Raw genomic sequence first — 15,667 nt, 5'->3', positions numbered from 1 at the left:
CCGCCCCAGTCTAGTTGCGGCATCGGCCGTGGGCCCACGACGCCAGGGGGCGGCAAGGCAATAGTGTGGTGGAGTGCTGAAAATTGGGTTGACGGGTGGAATCGCCTCAGGAAAGTCAGTTGTCGCCTCCCGGCTCAGGGAACGCGGGGCAGTGCTGGTGGACGCTGACGCGCTCGCGCGGGAGGTGGTGGAACCCGGCACGGAAGGCCTGGAGCGGATCGTGGCTGAGTTCGGCGAGGAGGTCCTGGGCGTTGACGGCCGGCTGGACCGGCCAAAACTCGGCGCCCTGGTGTTTGGGGACTCTGCACGCCTGGCGACGCTGAACGGGATCGTCCACCCGCTGGTCCGGGCCCGCGCCGCAGCCATGGTCGAAGCCGCCGCCGTGGATGCCGTGGTGGTGCAGGACATACCGCTGCTCGTGGAAACCGGCCAGGGCAATAACTTCCACCTCGTCCTGGTTGTGGATGCGCCGGACGACGTGCGGTTGCAGCGGATGCTTGATCACCGCGGAATGAGCCGGGAGGCCGCGCAATTACGCATGGATGCCCAGGCGGGCAGGGAGGATCGTTTGGCCGCGGCCGACGTCGTCCTCGACAATTCGGGGAGCCTGGAGGACCTGGTGAAGCAGGTGGACGAACTCTGGGACGGGCGGTTGGTGCCCTTTGCGCGGAACCTGGCTGCCGGGACGCGCGCGGCAAGGAACGGCGGGCCTGTCCTGGAACCGTACCGGGAGGAGTGGGCGAAACAGGCGGCCAGGATAGCGGCAAGGCTGACGACGGCGGCGCCTGGACTCATCCTGGCGGTGGACCACATCGGCTCCACGTCCGTCCCCGGGCTGGCCGCGAAGGACGTGATCGACCTGCAGATTGCGGTGTCCGGCCTGGACGTTGCTGACACTGCTGCGCCACTGCTGGCGGACGCCGGGTTCCCCCTTGTTCCCGGCGCCGGGTCCGATACGCCCAAACCGGCGGAGCCGGATCCCCGGCAGTGGCAAAAACGGTTCCACGCCAACGCCGATCCCGGCCGGCCGGTCAACATCCACGTCCGCGTTGCCGGCTCGCCTGGCTGGCGTTACGCCCTGATGTTCCGGGACTGGTTGCGGGATGACCCGGCCGCGCTCCGGCTGTATGCAGCGCACAAGGCAGATCTTGCCGGGCGTTTTGCCGGCTCGGCCAGCACCAGGGCGTATGCCGAGGCCAAGGAGCCTTGGTTCACGGATGTTGCGTGGCCGCAAATGTCTGCCTGGGCGACGGAAACCGGGTGGGCTCCGCCGTCCTACCCATCCTGAGGCCGGCCCGAAGATCCGGCGGGTGTTCGCCCGTAACGGACGTGCCCTCCCAGTGTCGGTGCCCCACGGTAAATTAGAACCATGAGCCTTGCGCAGGAGATCAACCGTGTTGTAGCCCCCTTCGAGGTCATCAGCGAGTTCAAGCCTGCCGGGGACCAGCCAGCCGCGATTGCGGAGCTGACGGAACGTATCAAGAACGGCGAGAAGGACGTTGTGCTGCTCGGCGCCACCGGTACCGGCAAGAGCGCCACGACGGCGTGGCTGATCGAACAGGTCCAGCGGCCCACCCTGGTGATGGTCCAGAACAAGACCCTCGCAGCGCAGCTGGCCAACGAATTCCGTGAGCTCCTGCCCAACAACGCGGTGGAGTACTTCGTTTCGTACTACGACTACTACCAGCCGGAAGCCTACGTACCGCAGACGGACACCTTCATTGAGAAGGACTCCTCCGTGAATGAGGAAGTGGAGCGGCTGCGGCATTCCGCAACCAACGCCCTGCTGACCCGGCGTGACGTCATCGTGGTGGCCACTGTCTCCTGCATCTACGGCCTGGGCACCCCGGAAGAGTACATCGCCGGCATGGTCACCCTCCGCAGGGGCCAGGAGATGAACCGGGACGCGCTCCTGCGGAAATTCGTTTCCATGCAGTACACCCGCAATGACATGGATTTCCACCGCGGCACCTTCCGGGTGCGCGGCGATACGGTCGAGATCATCCCAATGTACGAGGAACTGGCCCTGCGAATCGAGTTCTTTGGCGACGAAGTGGAGAACATCTACACGCTGCATCCGGTTACGGGCGAAGTGATCCGCGAGGAAACCGAGATGTACGTCTTCCCGGCATCGCACTACGTGGCCGGACCGGAACGGATGACCCGCGCCATTAAGGCCATCGAGGATGAGCTCGCCGAACGGCTGGCCGTGCTGGAAGGGCAGAACAAGCTGGTGGAAGCGCAGCGCCTTCGCATGCGCACCACCTACGACCTCGAGATGATGCAGCAGATGGGCTTCTGCAACGGCATCGAAAACTACTCACGCCACATCGACGGCCGCGGCGGCGGCACCGCTCCGCACTGCCTTATCGACTACTTCCCGGACGACTTCTTGCTGGTGGTGGATGAATCCCACGTGACCATCCCGCAGATCGGCGCCATGTATGAAGGGGATATGTCCCGCAAGCGGACCCTGGTGGACCACGGCTTCCGGCTGCCGTCCGCCATGGACAACCGGCCGCTGAAGTGGGACGAGTTCCTGGAACGCATCGGGCAGACCGTCTACCTTTCCGCGACACCCGGCAAATACGAGCTGGGCAAAGCGGACGGGACGGTCCAGCAGATCATCAGGCCCACCGGCCTCATCGACCCCGAAGTCATCGTCAAGCCCACCAAAGGCCAGATCGACGATCTCCTCGGCGAAATCAGGACCCGCGTGGAGAAGGACGAGCGTGTCCTTGTCACTACCCTCACCAAGCGCATGGCCGAGGACCTCACCGACTACCTTTTGGGCCATGGCATCAAAGTGGAGTACCTGCACTCCGACGTCGATACGCTGCGCCGGGTGGAGTTGCTGCGTGAACTCAGGATGGGCAGTTTCGACGTCCTGGTGGGCATCAACCTGCTCCGTGAGGGCCTGGACCTGCCGGAAGTCTCCCTGGTCAGCATCCTGGACGCGGACAAGGAAGGCTTCCTGCGGTCCTCCACGTCCCTGATCCAGACCATCGGCCGTGCTGCACGAAACGTGTCCGGCCAGGTGCACATGTACGCCGACCGAATCACGGACTCCATGGCCCACGCCATCGAGGAAACCAACCGGCGCCGTGCCATCCAGGTGGCCTACAACACGGAAAACGGCGTGGATCCGCAGCCGCTGCGGAAAAAGATCGCCGACATCACCGACCAGCTTGCCAGGGAAGATGCCGACACCCAGGAACTGCTCAAGAACAACCGACTGGCCAAGGGCGGCAAACGGAAGGCCGCTGCAAAGGGCGCCGCCCAGGTGCGCTCCGACGGCCTCGCCGCCGCACCGGCGGAGGACCTGGTAGGCCTGATCGAACAGCTGACGGAACAGATGCACGGGGCCGCTGCCGAGCTGCAGTTCGAGGTGGCGGCCCGGATCAGGGACGAAGTCAGCGAGCTGAAAAAGGAACTGCGCCAGATGCAGGCCGCCGGGCACGCCTGACGCAAACGCCATCAGTGACCTGGCTGGGCACCAGCCTGGGGTACAGTTAATGCCACGTAGGGGAGTATCCCGAGCGCTACGATCGTCAACACGCAGGGCACGGTTGCCCCGCCGGGCGTAGCGGGCCGCCACATCAGCACCAAGTGCACAGGCAGGCCGGAGAGACTTACACTGCATCTCTGTACCCTGCGAAAGGCTACCCTGTGCTCGATTTGCCCGTGTGGTTCGAGGTCGGCTCCCTTGTCGTCCTCGGCCTGATCCTCCTGATCGACCTTCTCCTCGTGGTGCGCCGCCCCCACGAGCCCTCCATGAAGGAAGCCGGACTGTGGGTGGCGTTCTACGTCAGCCTGGCTCTGGTGTTCGCCGGCGCCATGTTCGCCTTCACCGGCCCTGAATACGGCGGACAGTTCGTCGCCGGCTGGGTAACGGAATACAGCCTCAGCATCGACAACCTGTTTGTGTTCATCATCATCATGGCCAGGTTCTCCGTACCCCGGAAGTACCAGCAGGAAGTGTTGATGGTGGGCATCATCATCGCCCTGATCCTGCGCGGCATCTTCATCCTGCTCGGCGCCATTGTGATCGAACAGTTCAGCTGGGTGTTCTACATCTTCGGCGCCTTCCTGCTCTGGACCGCTTGGAAGCAGGCCCAGGACGAAGGCGAAGACGAAGAAGACCGGGAGAACCCGCTGATCGCCAAGATCCGCAAGGTCATCCCCATGTCCGAGAAGTTCGACGGCGGCAAGCTGCGCACCACGGTGGACGGCAAGAAGGTCTTCACCCCGATGCTGATCGTGTTCATCACCATCGGCCTCACGGACCTGCTCTTCGCCGTTGACTCCATTCCAGCGATCTTCGGCCTGACCCAGAGCCCGTTCATCGTCTTCACGGCGAACCTGTTCGCCCTGATGGGCCTGCGCCAGCTGTACTTCCTGCTGGGTGGCCTGATGAACCGCCTGATCTACCTGAAGCACGCCCTGTCCTTCATCCTGGCGTTCATCGGCGTCAAGCTGGTCCTGCACGCAATGCACGTCAACGAACTGCCGTTCATCAACGGCGGCCAGCACATCGAATGGGCTCCCGAGATCCCCACCTTTGTGTCCCTGGCGGTCATCGTTGGCACCATCATCATCGCAGTGGTTGCGAGCCTGCTCAGCTCCAAGGCGAAGGAAGCCCACCTGGATCCGCGCCTCGAAGAAGACGTACGCAAGAGCCACAGCGACGTCGACTAGTTCTTTCCGCTTATGAAACACCTGCAATCCCGGCCGCCCTGTGGCCGGGATTGCTGGCTTTAAAGTAGCCCTATAACACCTGGACGCCGAGGACTAAGCTCTGATCATGGCCGGCACTTTGATGACGGAAAGCGGAGTGCGCCAGGTGCAACGCCGCACCGTGGTGCTGCTGAGTGCAGCCCAGGTCTTTGGCGGGATCGGAACCGGGGCCACGGTTTCCATCGGTTCCATCCTGGCCGTCGAGCTCTCAGGATCAAGCGCGTGGGCGGGTGCGGTAGCTACGGTTATGACGTTGGGGGCCGCACTGGCTGCTTTGCCTCTCGCGTCCCTGGCTGACCGACGCGGACGCCGGATCGGCCAGGTGGCCGGGCTCTCGGCCGCACTGCTGGGCACCCTGCTGATGGTGCTGTCCATAGTTTGGGGCGTCTTCTTCCTGCTGGTCCTGGGTGCGGCCGGTATCGGAGTCGGTACTGCCGCAAGCCTGCAGGCACGATTTGCCGCAGTCGACCTCGCAGATGCCGAACACCGGGGACGGTCGCTGTCCGCTGTGGTGTGGGCAGTGACAGTCGGCGCCGTGGCCGGGCCCAACCTGATCCAGCCCGGCACCGTGGTGGGCGAGGCGCTCGGCCTGCCGCCCGTCGCAGGTCCGTTCGTGATCTCCGGGGCCGGGCTCCTCGTGGCCACTGTGCTGCTCTTGGTGGGCCTGAGGCCCGACCCCCTGCTGCTGGCACGCAGCCTCGCAGCCGCGGCGGCTCCCGCCCAAGCAGCCTCTCCAGTTCCGGGGAGTCCCCAGGCCGAAGCTTTGCGCGTCCTGTCCCCTTCAATCCGGCCGGGTGGGTCCCTGTCCCGGGGGATGCGGGCCATCCGCAGTTCCCGGATGGCGCTGCTCGCCGTGTCCGCGGTGGTCGGGGCCCACGCTGTGATGGTGGGTGTTATGTCCATGACGCCGCTGCACCTGCAGCACCTCGTCGAAGGGCCGGCAGCCTCACATGCCGGCCACACGGCGTCGGGTGATGTGCTGGTGATCATCGGATTCACCATCTCGTTGCATATCGCGGGTATGTTTGCGCTGTCACCGGTGATGGGCTGGCTGACCGACAAGGCAGGGAGGACCGAAACCATCGTAATCGGCTTCTGCCTGCTGATCACCGCTGTCGCCGTCGCCGGCTTCGGCCAGGGCTCCACCGTCGCAGTCGCCGTGGGGCTTGTCCTGCTGGGCCTGGGCTGGTCCGCGTCCACTATCTCCGGCTCTACGCTCCTGGCTGAGAGCGTGGGCCAGGACTCCCGTGTGGTGGTCCAAGGTGTTTCGGACATGCTCATGGGGATCGCCGGCGCAGTTGGCGGCGCCATGTCCGGCCTGGTGCTTAGCCAGGCCGGCTACCTGGGGCTGAACATGGCGGGAGCCCTGGTGGGAGCTGCCGTACTAGTCGCGGCAGCGGTAACAGTCGTGGCTCGCCGCCGGGGGACGCTGGTGCCGTAGGCACGGCATAACGTCAATTGCTGGAACGTGCCATACCCAGCAGGCGGGCGAAGATTCCCTCACCGTCGTCGGCAATTCCGTCGTGATGGAAGTCCGGCGTCTCCCACACCTGTAGTCCGTGGACAGCCGAAGCCGTCTCCAGGGACAGGTTCCGGTCCACGTAAATGTCATCCGAGTAGATGGCCGCGGCTACGGGAACAGTGTTGGCGGCCAGCTGATTGACGTCGTAGAGGGGCTTCCAGTCCGGCTTCGCTGCCAGCAGCCCTGCCACTTCGCGCAGGGGCCGCAGCGCGGGGTCCTGGTCAAAGTACCAGGGGTACACCATTTCGCCTGTGAGCAGCAGCGGATCCGCGTCCGGCCTGAACTCCGGAAACTCGCGCAGCACCCGCCAGGCAGACCAGTCAGTGGCCTCGCCCTGCCCGTAGATGGACTCATGCATCAGGGCATACAACGGGTTGGAGCGGCGGGACACGATCCCCTGCATCTGTTCCAGGAAGGGATCCGAAAGCCGGCTGCCCCCGGCGGCCTCGATGAACGCATCCTCCAGCAGGTAGTGCAGGCTGTCCACCCTGGTGTTGCCGCCCAGGAACGCCCCCGCCATTTGGAAGCGCTCCACGGTGAGGGGGCCGCCGTCGGGCAGGAACTCCGGGGTGCTCCGCAGATGGCGCCCAATCCGCTCGACCGTGGCCCGGTCTTCGGGGTACCAGCCGAAGTATTCCGCGTTGCGCGCTGCCACGCGCTTGAAAGTGGCGCGGTACACGTCATCAGCGGAGCCGGTCAGCGGGGCAAGGCCACCGGTGATGAGCGCCTCACGCAAGCCTGCAGGGGCAAACGAGAGGTAGGTGAGCGCGCAGAAGCCGCCATAGCTCTGCCCGTAGATGCTCCAGGGTCCCGAGCCCAGCGCACCCCGGATCAGTTCAGCGTCGGCCACGATTGAATCAGCCCGGAAGTGCTCCAGGAAAGCGGCCTGCTGTTCCGCCGTGCCGCGCAGGGGCAGGGTGTTTCGGTCAAGGGGAGTGGACAGCCCGGTGCCGCGCTGGTCCAGCATCAGGATCCGGAAGTCTTTGGCGGCGGCCTTGCTCCAGCCGCCCAGCGAACCGAACCTGTTGCCGCGGCCGCCCGGACCGCCCTGCAGGAACAACAGCCAGGGCAGCTCCGCGGCCTCCTCCTCGCTGTGCGAGGCCGAAACATATTCGCGGGCGAATACCGTGATGGTTTCCGGATCGGGGGAGGAGACGAAATGGTCCAATGGCACCGTAAAGAAATGCTCAACCGTTCGCATGTTGCGGAATTCATGCCGGGCACGAACCTCGTGCCGCACCTGCCCGCGTGCGGCGGCCACCTCCACGTCAGCCATTGGCGGTGGCCTGCACGGCGCTGCCGAACTGCTCGAGGGCGTCGCCCGTGAGGCGGAAGGTGGACCAGCCGTCCATGGGCCGGGCGCCCAGGCGGCGGTAAAAGTTGATGGACGGCTCGTTCCAGTCCAGCACGCTCCACTCCACCCTCGCGTAGCCGTTCTCGACAGCGATGCCGGCCAAGTGCTGCAGCAGCGCCTTCCCGTGCCCCTCGCCCCGCGCCTCCGGGCTGACGTAGAGGTCCTCCAGGTAGATCCCGTGGACACCTTCCCACGTTGAGTAGTTCAGGAACCACAGGGCAAAGCCCCGGACATCGCCGTGATCGTTCTCAGCCATGGCCGCAAAGACCCGCGGGTTCTCGCCGAAGAGAACATGCTGCAGCATCTCCGGGGTGTTGCGGACTGCGTCCGGTTCCTTCTCATAGTGCGCCAGTTCGTGGATCATGCGGAGGATCGCGGGGACGTCGTGCGGCGTTGCAGGGCGGATTACACTCATTGTTCGAGCTTACCGCCGGACCGTGCCGCCGCTGTCCGCCCGCCCCCCAAAGCGGGGGCGGCGCGGACTGTCAGAGCCGGTTCACGTCCGTCACCCGCACCACGGCTGTTCCGGTTTCATCCGAGGCCTCCAAATCCACCTCGGCAGAGATTCCCCAGTCGTGGTTCCGGGCGGGGTCGTCAAAGATCTGCCGGACCTTCCACACACCGGGCTCCTCGGTGATGATGAGGAGTCCGGGGCCGCGGGCGTCCGGGCCCGTGCCGATGTCGTTGTGCTCGTCGAAGTAGTCATCCAGGACATCTTCCCAGCGGTCCGCGTCCCAACCTGCGGCGCCGTCCAGTTCACCCAGGGCCGCGGCGTCCTCATCCGCGAACAATTCCACCCGCCGGAACATCTCGTTGCGGACCATCACCCGGAAGGCGCGGATGTTGGAGGTGAGCGACGGCGGCGGAGGCGGCGGTGCATCGTGCGGGGTGGGGGCCGCGCCCGAGGTCAATTCCTCCCACTCGTCCAGCAGGCTGGAGTCAACCTGGCGGACCAGCTCGCCCAGCCAGGCGTTGAGGTCTTCCAGGTCTTCCCGCAGCATGTCCTGTGGCACTGTCTGCCGCAGGGCCTTGAAGGCATCCGCCAGGTATCGCAGGACGATGCCTTCCGAGCGGGCCAGGCCATAGAACTGCACGAACTCGCCGAAGTTCATGGCACGCTCGTACATGTCCCGCACCACGGATTTTGGCGCCAGTTCGAAATCGCCCACCCACGGCGCGGCTTTGCGGTACACCTCGAAGGCTTCGCTCAGGATCCCGGCCAGGGGCTGCGGGTACGTCACTTCCTCCAGCATCGCCATGCGCTGGTCGTACTCGATGCCGTCCGCCTTCATCGCAGCTATAGCTTCACCGCGGGCCTTTTTCTGCTGGGCAGACAGGATCTGGCGCGGCTTTTCCAGCGTCGCCTCGATCACGGACACCACATCCAGGGCGTACGACGGCGACTCCGGGTCAAGGAGCTCCAGCGCGGCCAATGCGAATGGGGACAGCGGCTGGTTCAGTGCGAAGTTGGGCTGCAGGTGGACGGTAAGGCGAACAGTACGGCCGTCGGACCCCTGCTGTTCGGGCGGGATGCGCTCCACCACCTCGGCGGCCAGCAACTCACGGTAGATGCCCAGGGCCTTCTTCATGAGCTGCAGCTGCGAGGAGCGGGACTCGTGGTTTTCGGTCAGGAGGCGGCGGGCTGCGGCAAAGGGGTCCCCGGGCCGTTCCATCAGGTTCATCAGCATGGCGTGTGTCACGGTGAAGCTGGATGTGAGGGGTTCCGGCACCGATTCGACCAGCCGCTTGAACGTGGGTTCGCCCCAGGACACAAAGCCCTCCGGCGGCTTTTTCTTCACCACCTGGCGCAGCTTCTTCTGGTCGTCTCCGAATTTGGCGGTGGCCTTGGCCATCGCCTTGACGTTCTCCGTGACGTGCTCGGGGGCCTGGACCACCACGGTCCCGGCGGTGTCGTAGCCTGCCCGTCCGGCCCTGCCGGCAATCTGGTGGAACTCACGCGGGTTGAGCAGCCGGGTGCGGACGCCGTCGTACTTGCTCAGGGCGGTCAGAAGCACGGTGCGGATGGGCACGTTGATGCCCACGCCCAGGGTGTCCGTGCCGCAGATGACTTTCAGGAGGCCGGCCTGCGCCAGCTGCTCCACCAGCCGGCGGTATTTCGGGAGCATGCCCGCGTGGTGCACTCCAATGCCGTGGCGGACCAGGCGGTTGAGCGTCTTGCCGAAACCGGCGGCGAAACGGAAGTTGGCGATCAGCTCGGCGATCCTGTCCTTCTCCTCGCGGGTGCAGACGTTGATGCTCATCAGCGTCTGCGCGCGGTCGATCGCCTCGATCTGGCTGAAGTGCACCACATACACCGGCACCTGCTTGGTGGAGAGCAGCTCCTCGAGCGTCTCGTGAACAGGGGTCTCGTGGTAGTAGTAATGCAGCGGAATGGGCCGCTCCGCCGAGCTCACCGTGGTGGTGGCCCGTCCGGTCAGCTTGGTCAGTCCTTCTTCAAACCTGCTGACGTCCCCCAGCGTGGCCGACATCAGGAGGAATTGTGCCTGGGGGAGCTCCAGCAGGGGCACCTGCCACGCCCAGCCGCGCTGCGGGTCCGAGTAGAAGTGGAACTCGTCCATGATCACCGAGCCCAGCTCCGCTGCCGCCCCTTCGCGGAGCGCCGTATTGGCCAGGATCTCGGCCGTACAACAGATGATGGGGGCGTCCTGGTTGACACCGGAATCGCCGGTGATCATGCCCACGTTCTCGGCGCCGAAAATCTCGCAGAGGGCAAAGAACTTTTCTGAAACCAGCGCCTTGATCGGCGCCGTGTAGTAGCTGCGCCGGCCCTGGGCCATCGCTTGGAAGTGGGCGGCAATGGCTACGAGGGACTTTCCGGAACCGGTGGGCGTGGCCAGGATGACGTTGGCCCCCGTAGCCAGCTCCATAATTGCTTCGTCCTGCGCGGCGTACAGCTCCAGCCCCCGGCTTTCCGTCCACTCAACGAACCGGGTGTACAAAGCGTCAGGATCGACGGCGGAAGCGGGCAGGTCGCGGGCGGGCAGAAGGGGCAGCTGGTCAACGAGTTTCATTGATTTCCAGCTTAGTGCCCTGACGCGGCCCGTAATCCGCTGCCTCCGGGTTAGGCTTCGGCGTACCTGCAGAACCAGAACGTGGAGACAGATGACATGAAATGGGATCCGGCGAAATACGTCCAGTTCGGCGATCACCGGCATCGGCCGTTCTTCGACCTCACGGGCAGGGTGGACGCTGCGTCGCCCGGGCAGGTAGTGGACTTGGGGTGCGGGCCGGGAAACCTCACAGCCACGCTCGCGGAGCGCTGGCCTGAAGCCGACGTCGTCGGGCTGGATTCCTCGGCGGAGATGCTGGCCAAAGCCGAAGCAGTTGCCCAGGGAACGCCCTCCCTGCGGTTTGCCCTCATGGACATAGCTGAGTGGATGCCATCCGCGGAAACCGGGGTAGTGGTGAGCAACGCGGCACTGCAGTGGGTTCCCGGCCACCAGGACATGATGCGTTCCTGGCTGGCGGCGCTCCGTCCGGGCTCATGGTTTGCCATGCAGGTTCCAGGAAACTTCAACGCACCGTCCCATGCGCTGATGAGGGAGCTCGCCGGGTCCTCCCGGTGGGCACCCAAGCTCCGGGGGGTGCTGCGGGGCGGCGAGTCGGTGGGTGAACCCGCGGATTACCTTCGAATACTGCTCGACGCCGGCTTCTCGGCGGACGCGTGGGAGACAACCTACCAGCAGGTGCTGCCCGGCCGGGATCCAGTTCTGGAGTGGGTGCGCGGTACTGCCCTGCGGCCCGTCCTGGCGGTTCTGCCGGCGGAGGAGGGCGCCGACTTCGAGGCCGAGTATGCGGCAGCCCTTCGAAACGCCTACCCGGCTGGCCCGCACGGAACCGTCTTTCCCTTCCGCCGGATTTTCGCAGTAGGTCGCAGGAACGGTTGAGGAACCTCCATTCGCTGGATGTTCTCTACAAAGGCGTCATGGCGTGTGACACAAAGCGTAAGTGATGTGGCTTACAATTGCGTGATTGGCCGTTGGGGGAGGCCGTTACCGCCTATGGCGGCCTCCCTGACCGCAGTGGAGGTATGGTGCTGATTGCATTAATGAGGCGGCTGTTGGCGGACCACAAGCCCGCCGTGACCGCCATCGTCCTCCTGCAGCTGGTTCAGGCCGCGGCGAACCTCCTGTTGCCTACAGTCAACGCCGCGATCATTGACGACGGAATCGTCACTGGCCGGACCGACGTGATCTCCCGCCTGGGCGCGGTGATGGCCGTGATCGCGATTCTCCAGGCGGCGGCCGCCGTCGCAGCGGGATACCTCGGCGCGGTTGTTGCGATGAGGATGGGGCAACAGCTGCGGGGGGAAATCTTTGCAAGGATCCAGTCGCTGTCCTCCCAGGACGTTGCCGTTTTCGGGACCCAAAGCCTGACCACCCGTGCCACCAACGACACGCAGCAGGTCCAGGCGTTCGCTGTGCTGGTGTTCACCATGCTGGTAGCCGGGCCGGCCATGGGGGTGGGGGGCGTGGTCCTGGCCCTGCAGCAGGACGTGGCGCTGTCATCGGTGGTGATCGTCATAGTGCCGCTGCTCCTGCTGATTATGTACCTCATTGTCCGGAGGCTGATCCCGCTCTACCGGGAAGGGCAGGATCTGCTGGACCGCGCCGGCGGAATCCTTCGTGAGCAAATCATCGGTGCCGGTGTGATCCGGTCCTTTGTCCGCCAGGACCGGGAAGTGCGCCGCTTCGCCCGGGTTAACAGCAGCCTCACTGCCAATAACCTGCAGTCCGCGCTGCTGGTTGCCGGCATGCTCCCGCTGGTCATGCTGGTGGTCAACATTTCCTCCGTGGCTGTGGTGTGGTTCGGGGGACACCGGATCCAGGGCGGCCTGATGAACATCGGGGCGCTGACAGCGTTCATTGCTTATATCCTGCAGATCCTGCTGGCCATCATGATGTCGATGTACGTCCTGATGACGGCACCCCGCGCAGCGGTCTGCGCAGAGCGGATCAGCGCCGTCCTGGACACCGAGCCGTCAGTACGGGAACCGCTGGACCCAAAACCTCTTCACCTGAAGAGCGGAGACAGTCCCGCGGCTGGCCCTGACGTCCAAACAGCTCGTACCGTGCCTCCCGGTACCCTGGAGTTCTCTGACGTGGGCTTCTCCTATCCGGGTGCAGAGGAGCCCGTCCTTGCCGGCATCAGTTTCACCGCACGCCCGGGCACCACAACGGCGATCGTTGGCTCTACCGGCAGTGGGAAGTCCACCCTCCTCAACCTGATCCCGCGCTTCCTGGATTCCACGGCCGGAAACATCAGCCTGGGGGGCGTGGACATCAAGGACGCTTCCCTGGAAACCCTGCGCGCCGCCATGGCGATAGTTCCCCAGCACTCGCACCTCTTCACCGGCACCATCGCGGACAACCTTCGCATCGCTGCCCCGGACGCAACGGACGAGGAACTCTGGGAGATCCTCGAAACTGCCCAGACCATGCGCTTCATGCGGGATTTGCCACTGGGACTTGCCACGCCGCTTGGCCAGGGCGGCACCAACCTCTCGGGGGGCCAGCGGCAGCGGCTGTGCATTGCCCGCGCCCTGCTCCGCAAGACTTCCCTGTACCTGTTCGATGACAGTTTTTCCGCTCTCGACTATGACACGGACACCAGGCTGAGGCAGGCCCTGCAATCCACGCTGGCCGCCGCCACGGTCATAGTGGTCGCCGAGCGTATTTCTGCGGTTGAAGACGCGGGACTGATCCTGGTGCTCGACGGCGGCCGGCTCGTCGGGCAGGGAACACACCAGGAGTTGCTGGAAACATCCTCCACCTACCGGGAGATAGCCGAGTCCCAGTTGGCACTGGACGGACGCCCATGACTCAGCCAGCCGCCGTCGAACAGACTCCGGAAAGGTTCTGGCCCACCGCACGCCGGCTTCTTGCCTTGCTGCGGCCCTTCCGCCTGCGCATGCTGGGCGCCGTCGCCGCCACCTGCGCCTTCGCGGGGATGAACGTCGCCGCGCCCAAGTATCTCGGTGACGCCACCGACATCGTGGTTGAAGGCGTCCTCCGCGGCGCCCTGGACCAGGACGGGCTCGGAGTCCTCCTCGGGGCCGTGGCGCTGATGTATGTCTGCGCTTCCCTTTTCAACTGGATCCAAGGCGCATTATCCGCCTACTCCGTGCAGGGCCTGATGTACGGACTGCGGGAGTCAGTGGAGGAAAAACTGCACCGGCTGCCGGTGCACTACTTCCGGGAACGTTCCAGGGGCGATGTCCTGAGCCGTGCCACCAACGACATCGACAACATCACCCAGGCGCTGAACCAGCTCCTAACGCAACTGATCATGTCCGTCCTGATGCTGTGCGGTTCGCTGGCCATGATGCTGTGGATATCGCCGCTGCTGGCTGCAATCGCGATCGCGACGGTTCCCTTTTCCACCCTCATCACGGTGCTCGTGGCGAGGAAGTCCCAGGCCCAGTTCGCCCGGCAGTGGACCGAAACCGGCGAACTCAATGCACACGTGGAGGAGTTCGTCACCGGCCACGAGGTCATCAAGGCGTTCGGGCAGCAGTCACAGGCTGCGGAAGTCTTCGCCCGGAGCAACGAGCGGCTCGCACGCGCCGCCACCAAGGCACAGTATTCAGCCGGGGTGGTGCAGCCACTGATGGTCCTGATGTCCAACCTCAACTACATTGCCGTGGCCGTGGTCGGGGCCCTCCAGGTCATCGCCGGCGCCATGACCATCGGTGGCATCCAGGCCTTCATCCAGTTCAGCAGGCTTTTTACCCAGCCTGTCGGCCAGATCGGAGGCATGCTGAACCTCATGCAGTCGTGCGCGGCTTCCGCAGCCCGTGTTTTCGTACTGCTGGATGCGGGGGAGGAGCCCGCTGATCCGCCGGCAGCGGGTGAGGTGCCCGCGACGCCCGGACGGATCGTCTTCGATGACGTGACCTTCGGTTATCCGCAGGCAGCGCCGGCGGTCCGAAACCTTACCTTTGCGGTGGAACCGGGCCGGACGGTGGCGATTGTTGGGCACACCGGTGCGGGCAAGAGCACCGTCATCAACCTCCTGCTGCGGTTCTGCGAACCACGTTCAGGACGGATCACTATCGACGGGAGGGACATCGCGGCCATTCCACGGGACCTCCTGCGGGCACAATTCGGTGTGGTGCTGCAGGACGCGTGGCTCTTCGCGGGCACCATCCGGGAGAACATCGCCTATGGAAACCCCGGCGCAGCAGAAGCCGACATCCTGGCGGCGGCGGAGGCCAGCTACGTGGACCGCTTCGTCAGGTCCCTGCCCCGCGGGTACGACACCGTGCTGGAGAACGGCGGCGACGGGTTGAGCCAGGGCCAGCGGCAGCTGATCACCATCGCCAGGGCGCAGCTGGCGGGACGGTCGGTACTGATCCTCGATGAAGCAACGAGTTCAGTGGATTCACGGACGGAGCTGCTGATCCGCCAGGCCATGCAGCGGTTGCGCAGCGGCAGGACCAGCTTTGTTATTGCGCACCGTTTGTCCACCGTGCGCGACGCTGATCTAATCGTGGTCATGGACCACGGACGCATCGTCGAGCAGGGCAGCCACCAGGACCTCCTGGCCGCGAACAGTTACTACACCAGGCTTTACAGCGCCCAGTTCGCGCGGCAGGCGGGACGCCCCGGCGTGCTCGAGGCCGGCATTTGAGCGCGGCGGCCGGCTTTCCGGGCTCGTGGAAGCCGAACGCGGCCAGCTCGGTACCGCTGTTCGAGCAGCTGAGGCTCCAGGTCATCCATCTGGCTGACGGCGGAAAGCTGCCGCCGGGGACGCGCCTGCCCGCTGTCAGGGCCCTGGCGGAGAAGTTGGACGTCGCCCCGCACACGGTGGCCAGGGCATACAAGGAGCTTGAGGCGGCCGGCGTCGTGGCCACGCGTGGGAGGAACGGCACGGTGGTGTGTGCGCGTGATGAACGTCTCGGTGGACTTTCCGAGGCTGCCGCAGCCTATGCTGCCGCGGCCAAAGCTCAGGGTGCGTCGTTCGCCGAGGCGGTGCAGCTGCTGGCAGCAGCGTACGACGGCGGCTGAGGGCTGCCGCGTGGATGTTCGAAG

Annotated in this window: 11 protein-coding genes; 8 read left to right on the top strand and 3 right to left on the bottom strand. The window is 65.1% G+C overall.

Going from position 1 to position 15,667, the window contains the following annotated elements; translation table 11 throughout:
* Window positions 1–73 precede the first annotated feature (73 nt).
* The 4 genes from coaE (at window position 74) to AC5RV1_RS01615 (ending at window position 6,178) form a co-directional block, all read left to right on the top strand.
* A complete protein-coding gene (coaE, locus tag AC5RV1_RS01630) occupies window positions 74–1,288 on the top strand; it encodes a dephospho-CoA kinase (RefSeq protein ID WP_493993243.1) in 1,215 nt (404 codons plus the stop codon).
* Between the two features lie 81 nt (window positions 1,289–1,369).
* On the top strand, window positions 1,370–3,466 hold the full coding sequence (uvrB, locus tag AC5RV1_RS01625) for an excinuclease ABC subunit UvrB (RefSeq protein ID WP_163163500.1): 2,097 nt from the start codon (window positions 1,370–1,372) through the stop codon (window positions 3,464–3,466).
* Between the two features lie 203 nt (window positions 3,467–3,669).
* A complete protein-coding gene (locus tag AC5RV1_RS01620) occupies window positions 3,670–4,698 on the top strand; it encodes a TerC family protein (RefSeq protein WP_493948248.1) in 1,029 nt (342 codons plus the stop codon).
* Between the two features lie 106 nt (window positions 4,699–4,804).
* The gene (locus tag AC5RV1_RS01615) at window positions 4,805–6,178 is read left to right on the top strand and encodes an MFS transporter (RefSeq protein ID WP_493993242.1); all 1,374 of its coding nucleotides are present in this window, start codon (window positions 4,805–4,807) and stop codon (window positions 6,176–6,178) included.
* A 13-nt stretch (window positions 6,179–6,191) separates the two neighbouring features.
* Here AC5RV1_RS01615 and AC5RV1_RS01610 read toward each other — a convergent pair whose 3' ends face one another.
* The 3 genes from AC5RV1_RS01610 to AC5RV1_RS01600 form a co-directional block, all read right to left on the bottom strand.
* The gene (locus tag AC5RV1_RS01610; protein WP_493993241.1) at window positions 6,192–7,535 is read right to left on the bottom strand and encodes an alpha/beta fold hydrolase; all 1,344 of its coding nucleotides are present in this window, start codon (window positions 7,533–7,535) and stop codon (window positions 6,192–6,194) included.
* A complete protein-coding gene (locus AC5RV1_RS01605) occupies window positions 7,528–8,028 on the bottom strand; it encodes a GNAT family N-acetyltransferase (RefSeq protein WP_493948251.1) in 501 nt (166 codons plus the stop codon). Before AC5RV1_RS01605 ends, AC5RV1_RS01610 begins: the two co-directional genes overlap by 8 nt.
* Before the next feature lie 70 nt (window positions 8,029–8,098).
* Window positions 8,099–10,645: a DEAD/DEAH box helicase gene (locus tag AC5RV1_RS01600; RefSeq protein ID WP_493993240.1), complete on the bottom strand. Its 2,547-nt coding sequence runs from the start codon at window positions 10,643–10,645 to the stop codon at window positions 8,099–8,101.
* Between the two features lie 96 nt (window positions 10,646–10,741).
* Here AC5RV1_RS01600 and AC5RV1_RS01595 point away from each other — a divergent pair, with 96 nt between their 5' ends.
* The 4 genes from AC5RV1_RS01595 (at window position 10,742) to AC5RV1_RS01580 (ending at window position 15,643) form a co-directional block, all read left to right on the top strand.
* Window positions 10,742–11,521, top strand: a complete 780-nt coding sequence (locus tag AC5RV1_RS01595) for a trans-aconitate 2-methyltransferase (RefSeq protein ID WP_493993239.1) — start codon at window positions 10,742–10,744, stop codon at window positions 11,519–11,521.
* Window positions 11,522–11,682: 161 nt separating this feature from the next.
* On the top strand, window positions 11,683–13,455 hold the full coding sequence (locus tag AC5RV1_RS01590; protein ID WP_493993238.1) for an ABC transporter ATP-binding protein: 1,773 nt from the start codon (window positions 11,683–11,685) through the stop codon (window positions 13,453–13,455).
* Complete coding sequence (locus tag AC5RV1_RS01585) at window positions 13,452–15,266, top strand: ABC transporter ATP-binding protein (protein WP_493993237.1); 1,815 nt, start codon at window positions 13,452–13,454, stop codon at window positions 15,264–15,266. Before AC5RV1_RS01590 ends, AC5RV1_RS01585 begins: the two co-directional genes overlap by 4 nt.
* Window positions 15,263–15,643, top strand: coding sequence for a GntR family transcriptional regulator (locus AC5RV1_RS01580; protein ID WP_493948256.1), 381 nt, complete (start codon window positions 15,263–15,265; stop codon window positions 15,641–15,643). Before AC5RV1_RS01585 ends, AC5RV1_RS01580 begins: the two co-directional genes overlap by 4 nt.
* Window positions 15,644–15,667 lie beyond the last annotated feature (24 nt).

It is taken from the genome of Arthrobacter sp. Hb9-2, from assembly GCF_059091165.1.
This window is presented reverse-complemented; position numbering and strand designations above follow the sequence as displayed.

Coding starts and splice junctions, on each gene's coding strand:
- uvrB (WP_163163500.1), top strand. CDS start 1,370: ATGAGCCTTGCGCAGGAGATCAACCGTGTTGTAGCCCCCTTCGAGGTC.
- AC5RV1_RS01615 (WP_493993242.1), top strand. CDS start 4,805: ATGGCCGGCACTTTGATGACGGAAAGCGGAGTGCGCCAGGTGCAACGC.
- AC5RV1_RS01590 (WP_493993238.1), top strand. CDS start 11,683: ATGAGGCGGCTGTTGGCGGACCACAAGCCCGCCGTGACCGCCATCGTC.
- AC5RV1_RS01600 (WP_493993240.1), bottom strand. CDS start 10,645: ATGAAACTCGTTGACCAGCTGCCCCTTCTGCCCGCCCGCGACCTGCCC.
- AC5RV1_RS01610 (WP_493993241.1), bottom strand. CDS start 7,535: ATGGCTGACGTGGAGGTGGCCGCCGCACGCGGGCAGGTGCGGCACGAG.
- AC5RV1_RS01585 (WP_493993237.1), top strand. CDS start 13,452: ATGACTCAGCCAGCCGCCGTCGAACAGACTCCGGAAAGGTTCTGGCCC.
- AC5RV1_RS01605 (WP_493948251.1), bottom strand. CDS start 8,028: ATGAGTGTAATCCGCCCTGCAACGCCGCACGACGTCCCCGCGATCCTC.
- AC5RV1_RS01595 (WP_493993239.1), top strand. CDS start 10,742: ATGAAATGGGATCCGGCGAAATACGTCCAGTTCGGCGATCACCGGCAT.